Raw genomic sequence first — 9,051 nt, 5'->3', positions numbered from 1 at the left:
CCTGCGCCATGCCGTGCATCTTCAGGCTCCTGAGCATGATGACGATGGCGCCGCTGGCGGGATCATGACGCATGGCGCACCTCCCGAGCCCGGCGCAGCGCGTCGTAGCGCTCGACGTTGGCCTGTGGTTCCTTGGCCAGGCTCAGCGCCTGCGGCGCATCCACGACCGACGCCGCGCTCGGCTTGCCGTCGACCGCTCTTTTCGATCTTCTGGAGGAGTTGGAAAATTTCGGCCGCAGTGATCTCTTTAATGGGACGCTTGGCGAGCGGACTGGCCAGATCCTCGAGGAGCCATTTGGCTTTGGTAACGGTGGCCGCCGCAGCGTCTCGTTCCTGCATCCGCATGACGTACTCCTCGGAGATCAGGCCGAAGGTCGTGCGCGCTTCGGTGATGGCTGCAGTTTTCTCCTCCTTGCGTTTGGTGGAGGGATTGATGCCGGCGATCAGCAGTCTCTTGGCATCGTCGCGTTTCCCTCTCGCGTCGAGAAGTGACACCAACGGGTATTTTCCAAAGGAGAGGATATTTTCCTTCCCCAGGTAACGGTACCGCAATTGCCAAAGTTTGGAGCCGTTGTTCCGGACGAGGAGATAAAGCCCATCGCCATCGGCAAGACGATACGGCTTGTCTTTGGGCTTGGCGTTCTTGCAGGCGAAGTCGGAAAGAGACATGGGTAACGGACCTCCCGGGTAATGGGTAACGCCCAAATCGTTACCCACAAACCGATGCGTTGCAACGGTACGCGGTGGGTCACCATAAGTCGCCAGACTAGGCTAATCTATTGATTTTATTGTCTTGTGAGACATCGTGGGAAGCGGTGGGAATGTGAAATGGTGCCCAGGGGCGGAATCGAACCACCGACACGCGGATTTTCAGTTAGGCCAGGAAGTAATTCATAAGTCTCCATTCCGCTTCAGTTCGACAAATTAGATAATTGAAATGTTTAAATCGGAGCTTTCATGTCTTTTCAAATTATTTCAGTGACACCCATTCAAGCAAGAGCGCATATGGACCCCAATTGACACCCAGCGCGTCGCCATGCCGAAGCGCGTCCATTTTCAGAACCACAACAAGCGCATCCAGTGTCGTATCAATACATGTAATACTTCCTCATCCGAAGTAAATCTCTAAAGATCATACCCGGATGGAGCGACAGGAATGATGCGATAGGTGCATCATGCGCCAGAAATTGGCACCCAGGACGATCAGCCCCCGTAGCGCCTGGGTTATGGCAGTTGTGAGCCGGCTCCTTCGAGAGGCGCACTAAGGGCGATTGACCAGGGCCAACCAAAATTCGACTAACGTAACCCGCTTCATCCCACTCCAAATCATACCCTGACAGACCGACAGCGATGATGCGATGAACGCTTCATGCGAAAGAAGCTGACACCGAAGACGATTGAGGCCCTGCCGCCCGCCAAGGGCAAGCGCTACGAAGTGTGGGACGAACTGCTGCCCGGCTTCATCGTCCGCGTTTCTTCGAAAGGCCGCAAAACCTGGTATCTGTGCGCCCGGATCAACAAGCGTCGCCGTCGCATAAAAATCGGGGACTATCCGATCTTGACCCTCGGCGAAGCACGCGAGAAGGCGCGGAGCATCATGCGCGCCGCACAGCTCGGGCGCTATGTCGAGAAGGCCGAGACGGAGGACGAGAGCGGCGCACCGACTCTTGGTGAACTGGTGCCGCAATTCATCGAGTTCTACGCCAAGCCGCGCAACAAGGACTGGAAGGGGAGTGAGCGCATCCTTCTCAAGTTCAGCAGCCTCTATTCGCGCCCCATCGACCAGATCAAGCGCGCCGAGGTGGTGCGCGTCATAGACACCATCCTCACCATCGGCACGCCCTATCGCGCCAACCGGGCACTGGCGGCGATCAAGAAGCTGTTCGCCTGGTGTCTCGACCGGGGCACGATCGAGGTCAATCCGACCGCGGCCCTAAAACTGCCCACCAAGGAGGTGGCGCGTGACCGCGTTCTCAACGACCGCGAGCTGGTCGTATGCTGGAAGGCGGCCGAGGACGAAGGCTTTCCTTTCGACAAATTCACCCACATGCTCATCCTCACCGGGCAGCGTCGCGGCGAGGTCGCCGGTATGCGCTGGTCTGAGATCGACTTCGAGCGCGCCATGTGGACGATCCCGGCGCAGCGCACGAAGAACGGCACGCAGCACACCGTGCCCCTTGCGCCTCTCGCCGTGCAAATTCTCCAGGCGGTGCCGCGCTTTCTGAATTCCGACCTCGTGTTCACCACCTCCGGTAAGACGCCGATCTCGGGCTTCGGCCGCCACAAGGCCCGGCTCGACGCGGAAGTCGGCGCATCCGACTGGCGCTTTCACGATATCCGACGCACCGTCGCCACGAACATGGCGATGATGCGCGTGCCGCCGCATATCATCGAGGCTATATTGAACCACAAGACGGGTATCGTTTCCGGCGTTGCCGCCGTCTACAACCGACACGCCTATCTTGAAGAGAAGCGGGAAGCGCTGGAGCAGTGGGCCGGGCGGATTGCGGAACTGATTTCGAAAGAGGCTTCAGGCCCCGACGCATCCGCGAATTCAGCGTCCTTGACCAAAAAGGGGATGGTGGTGTCGTTGCCTACGGGGACGAGCTGATCAGTCTTCGCAACCTCATTTACGCCTGCTCGCGATCCTGAAGCCGATCGCCTTCAGCACCGCCAAGGTGGTTTCCAGCGTTGGATTACCTTCTTCGCTAAGTGACCTATACAACTGCTCGCGTGCCAAGCCGGTTTCTCGGGCGATCTTGGTCGTGCCCTTAGCGCGTGCGACGACACCTAGCGCCTTGGCGATATGAGGCGCGTCCATCGTATCGAAGGCGTCGTTTAGAAACACTTCAACGGCCTCGGCGGATTTCAGCACGTCGGCTGGATCATAGTCGTGAAGCACTGCGCCATTCCAGGGTGATCTGCATTGCGTCACATATTGTATATTATAAATCACAGGTCATCAAAGAATTCGACGGTCGCTTAATCCCGTCTGGCTAGAAAGCGCCTGGAGGCCAAGACGCTATCGTTTCCGACGCCGTTACTGTCTACAATTGCTGCGCGCATCTACACGAAAGACTCGTGACATTGGAGCAATGGATCGACGATGCAGCAAAAATCAGCAGACAGGGCGCCGTACTACCTACGCTACGGTGAACCCGCCTGGTACCGGGACGAGGTCGAATTTCCTAAGGGGCGTGATCCTCGTGACGACCTTTTCGCGGACCATACCATCGATGAAATCGCAAAGGCTGCGCGCGAACCCGACTTCAACGCACGAGAAGCGCTGCAAGCTGACCTGCGCGAGGTCGCCTACCGCTACCTGACTGCTCTCTACACCACCCCCCTGCGCCTGTCCGAAGGTCCAAGGGACGTGAAGCTGACGCGGCGTGTGCAGCACCTTGAGCGCAACATCATCAAGCCTGCGGAACAACTTCTCGATGCCCTATCCAATGACAAAGCGCCTTTGCTCTCAGAGTGGCCTGAGGAAATGGGTATGCCCGCCCCTGATCGCGCGGCGCTCCGCTCCGAGCTCGAAAAGCTGCGCAATCGCGCCGAGGAGCTACGCTTGCTGCTGACCGACAGGATCGCCAACACCAACATGACGACGGAGTTTCTGACCGACCTCGGCAACGCCTTGTCGATGGTCCTCAAGCGGCATTTCCCGAGGCTTACGATCAGTCGCGGCACGCATATCAAGACCATGAAAACGAAGTCCGGCAAGATGTATGGGACGTATCTGTCAGTCATGGAAATCTGCGTGCGCGAGATTCTGCCGAAGGACAAATTGCCTTCCAGCAGCCTCATTGGCGAATTGAGAAAGCTCCGCGGTCCTTGATAATTCTGGCATGGTTTGTTCCCATACTATCATTTTGATTTCTATGACATTTTTACGATCTGACGCATCTTCGTACGCGTTGAAGCGCTGCTTCACCACGTCACTTCATCTCAACACGAAAATGAAGGAAACCGAGATGCGAGAAAAACCGAAACGACAATCTATGGCCGAGCGAATTGTGCTGAGCCGCGACGACCTCGTGGAGTTGGGCATCCGCGTCAGCAACGTCAGCTTGCTCCGCTGGGAGGCTGCCGGGAGGTTCCCACGCCGTATCCGGATGGCTGGGACGAGAGTCGCCTGGATCAAGGCTGAGGTTGACGCCTGGCTCGAAGCCCGCGCCGAAGAGCGCAACCGGCACGTCTACGCCGACTTCTGATCGAGGGGCGCGTTAGCCCCTCCCATTCCCTTACATTTTCGGAGAAAGATCATGCGAACTGCATTTCGCGTGACCGATGGCATGCGTTCTGAAAAGCCGTCGGTCGCCGCCCGCGCCTATCTGAAAGCGGGCTTCAAACTCCTCCTGACCCACGGCATCGATGCCAATGGCCGGTGCACCTGCGGCAATCGCGATTGCCCTCACGCAGGCAAACACCCGATCGCCGAGTTCTTTCCGAACGGCGCCAACAGCGCCACGACCGACTTGGACCTGATTCGAAAGGGTCTTCGGCAATACCCGAACGCGAACATCGCCACGACACTTGAAGGCCGCACGGTGGTTGATGTCGACGGCCCAAAGGGAAAAGCGGCTGTCGATGCCCTCAGGCTCCCCAAGACCATTGAAGTAAGGACCAAGCGGGGGAGGCACCGACATTATCTCGGAGCCCTGGACGATGGAGCGTTTAAGGGCGATCAGGTCGACGTGCTCACCGGCTCGAACCGCTACGTCATGCTTCCGCCGAGCCTCCACGAAAGTGGCGATCGCTATCGATGGGTGCCTTCACGGGTTAAGGAAGCCGTGCCTGTACCGGAGGGGCTGGTGGATCTGCGCGCCTCAAAGACAGAAGCCGTCGGCAGGACGGGAAAGCGCGGAGGCCCACGCCACGCCCTCAAGGTTGGCGAGAGAAATGATGTCTTGTTCCGAACGGCCTGCGCGATCCGAAGACGGATCGATGACGAGAAGGTCATCTTCGACATGCTGAAGGTGGCGAACGCAACCGCCTGCGAGAAGCCGTTGTCGGAACGCGAACTTCGCCGCCTGATCGGCAGCAGCACGCGCTATGGCGAGACCCGCGAGGAGTTGTTTGGACCGCCGGTGCAACGTGAGCCACTTCCGATGGAATGGCTCTGGTATCCCTATATTCCACGCTACGGCATGACGCTGATCGCCGGCGATCCCGGCGCGGGCAAGTCGCTTTTGACGGCTCTGCTTCTGGCAACCGTGACAAGCGGGCGACCATGGCCGCTTTCCAAGGAGCGCCCTACCGGCAACCGCGTTTTGGTGCTTGCCGCCGAGGACAACTGGCAGCGCGTCGTGCTGAACCGGCTGGTGAAGGCCGGCGTCGATCTCGATAACCTCCACCAGATGTACAAATTCCGCGCCCTCACCAACGACCGGCTGGAACTGCTCTCCGAGCATATGGAGGAATGGCGCCCCGATCTCGTCGTGGTCGACACGCTGTCCGCCTATATGGGCGGCGGACGCGACATGCACCGGCAGAACGAGGTCGGGGAGTTCATGGCCCTTTTGACCGAAATGGCCGAGGCGACGGGCTCGGCGATCGTTGGGCTCGCCCACCTGAACAAGCAGAGTACCGAGAACCCGCTTTACCGTATCGTAGGCTCCATCGGCTTCGCTGCCAGCATCCGCTCGGCCCTGTTCTTCGGACCCGACCCTGACGATCCCGCGCGGGTCGCTCTTGCCCACGGGAAAGCGAACCAGAGCGAGAAGGGCAAGACGATCGTGTTCGAAAAGATCGGCGGTGGTCGTGATGACGTTCCGGTGCTTCGCCCGTTCGCCTTCAGCGATGCTGATCATTACGATGTCTGCCGGGTGCAGAAGAATGCGGTTGGCCGTCCGAGCAGCGAGTGGCAGGCGGCCGAAGAATTCGTCCTGGAGTACCTCTCTGACGAGCCGACCGCATGGAAGGCGGTGCAACTCGCCGCAGAAGCGCGCTCGATCGCGTCTGAGGCAACGCTAAATATGGTGCGTGCCGACCTCGCCAAGTCCGGCCAAATCGTGCAGATCGGTAAGGGCAAGCAGGCCAAGTGGATACGCGGTGACCCGGAGCCGGAGGAATAATCGATATAAAAATGCGTGTACGCGAATTGTTATATCGATCGATCGCTTTCACGCCCGGATCAAGGCCCGGAAGCTAGGGGACCAAATCCTCGGCAGTCGATATGAGCGCCTGGCCGTAGCTGGGAGGTCGCCGTTAAAAAAAAGGCCCATCCGGGGCCGACCCGAATTGACCGTTGTCGATCCTCATTGCGTGGACAGCCGCCCTAGCCGCTGCTCAAAGCCGCCGAAGATCGACGCAGCGATCTCCTCGGGGAAACCGGCTGGGAGCGTTTGCTTGACCTCCTTGATTGCGGCTGGCGCGCGTGTCCGGATGTCCTCGAATACGCGCTTGACGACCGAGGCGCCGATGCCGGCCTTGGCCGCCGTCTGGAGAAAATGGCGCGGCATGATTGTCTCGACCACATAATGCCGGCTATCGCCAACGGCCATGGCAAGCTTCATCTGATTGCGCTTGAGCTGTCCTGCGTCCGCGCTGGGCTGGGCGGAAATCACGTCATAGAGGGGCGCGAGGTGGAAATGCTGGCCGGGATATAGAAAAACGCTGAAGTTCTTGGCGTGGCCGTCCGTCGCGCCGAGAAGCCAAAATGTCACCAGCGCCCTGAAGAACATGGCCCGGTCGTCATCCGGTGTGTCGCTGCCCGTCAGCAGGTTCAGTATGGCGGCAATGCCCGGCCCGCCCTCAGCCTCATATTTGAGCGTGGGCGGCACCGAGAGCGCTTGGCAGAAGTCCTCTTGCGGCAGGCGCAGAAGACGTCCGTCGCGCGTCCACCGCCGGTCGAAACGCTCGACGACCAGCACCCGTTTGCCGCCGAACTCCGCGATGTCAACCCCGGCACTCGGAATGCCCAAGGCCGCAGTGAGCTTCAGGCACAGATATTCGTTCTCGACGCTGTATGAGAGGTCGATCCCGTTCGGCAGCCGTCCGATCTGAGGCTTCAGGATATGTGTCGTCGCCGTCGTGCCGGTCGGCTTGTGCCAGCGTCCGTTCCAGAGCAGCAACGCCGTCTTCTCCTGTGCCCCGGCAATTGAAATGCGGAAGTCCTCGTCCTCACCAAGGCCGAGCGGGGCTGATGCGAGGTTGCCGAGGATATGGACTATCTCGTCCTCATCCACCGGCTTGCCGTTCACAGCACCGGCCGTGCCCGGCTCCTCGCCATCGGGCAGGAACTGGAGCGCACCGACGCAGTCGTGGCCAATGGCGCTGAGCAGGCTATAAGCATCCACCCCTTCGGCATGCACGCGCTCCGCCACGCGTCGGCGTATGGTCTCGCTGTCCGGCAACAGGTTGTCGAATACGGCGATGACGGGCGCGCCGATATAGCGTTCCTCGCGAAGCGGCAGGGACAGCGAGACGGGCAGCGCGTGCTCCCATGCCAGCCATGAGGGGTCATACTGAAAATCGATGGCACCGGTCGATTGCCGGTTCAAGCGGCCGACCAGGCGGCTGTTGAGGAAGACATTGAGCGGCACATGCCGGCGCGGTCGGGCCATCAAAAGATATCCTCGATCTCATCGGGCGTCGCCTTCGAGCGCGGGCGGATGACGAATTCCAGGTCGAGCGCCGCCAGGATGTCGCACAAGGTGCTGAGCTGGGTACCCGGCGCGCCCGCCTCGACCGCCGAGATCGTCGCCTGGCGCAGCTTCGTGCGCTCGCCCAAGGTAGCCTGGTTCAGGCCGAGCTTGCGGCGGTGGCGGCGGATAGTGTCACCGATCTGCTTGGGGGTGCGGGCAATCTGGTCCATGACGAAACCTCAGACAGTTTCGCCATTATATGCGCAAAAGCGTATAATTTGTCAATATCCGCTGTAGCGTATATGGCGTCTCAATACGGTTAAGCGTATAAAAGCAGATTATACGTAAAAGCGTATGAAGTCGCCAATGCCACTTTACGCAATTGGTAGAAAAAGGAAGGCACCTCTCTGGCCGCTTCAAACCTGCTCAGCCCGTTTGGAATGATACCCGGACACCGGCTTCGCCTGTCGCTACTCTGGTCTGCCCCGCCAAGATCAGGAGAGCAGGATGTCAGGGGAGCAGGAAGAGATTGAAAGCCCGCACAACAAGCCCTTTCTCTTTGACGGCGGGGAAAGAAAGCTTGCCGCGCATCTCCGGCAGGTCGCACGAGGAAAGAGCGTCCTCTTTCACGGAACCTCCCTCGGAAGCCTCATCGTCCGAACGGACACCTTGCTGGTTCCATCGAGCGGTGACCCATCGATTTCATTTACTCGTTCACCGGAATGGGCCGCACATTTTGCCGGCTTGCCGAAAACCGACGACGACGGTTTAGCGACCGTCTTTGTCTTCGAACGAGAGGCTCTTCGATACAATTACCGGCTGGAGCTGCATCAGGACTCCATTGAAGAAGGCGCGCACAACAAATTTGAAATGGAAGAGCGTGTGTACGAGCGCGACATCCGGCCTGTTTCGAAACTTCTGCACGCCATCACGTTCAGCGTACATAGCAGGGTGATCACGCTGACCAGCCGGCGGACGTCAGGACCATCTACTTGCCCACTGCAAGGGCCTTCAAGGAGGTGAGACAGCAGGAAATCCGTGAGGCATTTGACCGCTTGTCACCGACACGCTGATGATTGATCAACGTGTCAGGGTAGCCGGCACGCGTGAAACGGCAACAAAATCAACGCCTCCGATCCGCGCTGCACGAACGCGCTGCTCCGTGGGTGACGGTCGGGTGTCGAAATCGCTCAAAATCGCTCCGTGAGGGGCGTTTCGCTGTCGCCGGCAGATAACCTCGGCGTCGGCGCGAAATCGCGTCCTGGCTTGTCAATCGGCGCGCAAAGTTGACCCCGGATCGGCGTCCAATATTGACCCCCTTTTGGGGCACGACGGTAAGCGCCCGACCGGGTGGAGCTGGTCGGGGTTGCGCAGCCCGGTCGGGCGCGTTGGTTAGGCTCCCCGGCTTTAGTTTTGAGAGCGGTTCTTGAAGCGCCAGGATTCGTTGCCGGTCTCGATGATC

Annotated in this window: 8 protein-coding genes and 1 pseudogene; 5 read left to right on the top strand and 4 right to left on the bottom strand. The window is 59.4% G+C overall.

Annotated features, from left to right (window positions below; genetic code table 11):
• Positions 1-243: 243 nt before the first annotated feature.
• Positions 244-669, bottom strand: a pseudogene (locus tag ABMA46_RS21420) (Arm DNA-binding domain-containing protein); the annotation flags it as partial.
• 700 nt (positions 670-1,369) lie between these two features.
• Between ABMA46_RS21420 and ABMA46_RS21320 the strand changes: the two are divergent.
• On the top strand, positions 1,370-2,611 hold the full coding sequence (locus ABMA46_RS21320) for a tyrosine-type recombinase/integrase (RefSeq protein ID WP_349002004.1): 1,242 nt from the start codon (positions 1,370-1,372) through the stop codon (positions 2,609-2,611).
• Positions 2,612-2,626: 15 nt separating this feature from the next.
• Here ABMA46_RS21320 and ABMA46_RS21315 read toward each other — a convergent pair whose 3' ends face one another.
• On the bottom strand, positions 2,627-2,902 hold the full coding sequence (locus tag ABMA46_RS21315) for an addiction module antidote protein (RefSeq protein ID WP_349002003.1): 276 nt from the start codon (positions 2,900-2,902) through the stop codon (positions 2,627-2,629).
• A gap of 204 nt (positions 2,903-3,106) precedes the next feature.
• Between ABMA46_RS21315 and ABMA46_RS21310 the strand changes: the two genes are divergently transcribed.
• The 3 genes from ABMA46_RS21310 (at position 3,107) to ABMA46_RS21300 (ending at position 6,077) form a co-directional block, all read left to right on the top strand.
• Positions 3,107-3,838, top strand: a complete 732-nt coding sequence (locus tag ABMA46_RS21310; protein WP_349002002.1) for a hypothetical protein — start codon at positions 3,107-3,109, stop codon at positions 3,836-3,838.
• Between the two features lie 121 nt (positions 3,839-3,959).
• Positions 3,960-4,214 carry a helix-turn-helix transcriptional regulator gene (locus ABMA46_RS21305; RefSeq protein WP_349002001.1) on the top strand — a complete coding sequence of 85 codons (255 nt, stop codon included), beginning with the start codon at positions 3,960-3,962 and terminating at the stop codon, positions 4,212-4,214.
• Positions 4,215-4,265: 51 nt separating this feature from the next.
• A complete protein-coding gene (locus ABMA46_RS21300) occupies positions 4,266-6,077 on the top strand; it encodes an AAA family ATPase (RefSeq protein WP_349002000.1) in 1,812 nt (603 codons plus the stop codon).
• Between the two features lie 183 nt (positions 6,078-6,260).
• Here the strand turns inward: ABMA46_RS21300 and ABMA46_RS21295 are convergent, their stop codons facing one another.
• Both ABMA46_RS21295 and ABMA46_RS21290 read right to left on the bottom strand, forming a co-directional pair.
• Positions 6,261-7,568, bottom strand: a complete 1,308-nt coding sequence (locus tag ABMA46_RS21295; protein ID WP_349001999.1) for a type II toxin-antitoxin system HipA family toxin — start codon at positions 7,566-7,568, stop codon at positions 6,261-6,263.
• Positions 7,568-7,819: a helix-turn-helix domain-containing protein gene (locus tag ABMA46_RS21290; protein WP_137390940.1), complete on the bottom strand. Its 252-nt coding sequence runs from the start codon at positions 7,817-7,819 to the stop codon at positions 7,568-7,570. The genes ABMA46_RS21295 and ABMA46_RS21290 overlap by 1 nt, the downstream gene beginning before the upstream one ends.
• Positions 7,820-8,096: 277 nt before the next feature.
• Here ABMA46_RS21290 and ABMA46_RS21285 point away from each other — a divergent pair, with 277 nt between their 5' ends.
• Positions 8,097-8,612: a hypothetical protein gene (locus ABMA46_RS21285; RefSeq protein WP_349001998.1), complete on the top strand. Its 516-nt coding sequence runs from the start codon at positions 8,097-8,099 to the stop codon at positions 8,610-8,612.
• Positions 8,613-9,051 lie beyond the last annotated feature (439 nt).

The sequence above is a fragment of the Mesorhizobium hunchu genome (assembly GCF_040081975.1).
Taxonomy (GTDB): Bacteria; Pseudomonadota; Alphaproteobacteria; order Rhizobiales; family Rhizobiaceae; genus Mesorhizobium; species Mesorhizobium hunchu.
Note: the sequence above shows the minus strand (reverse complement) of the source record. Positions and strands in the feature narration are given on the sequence as shown.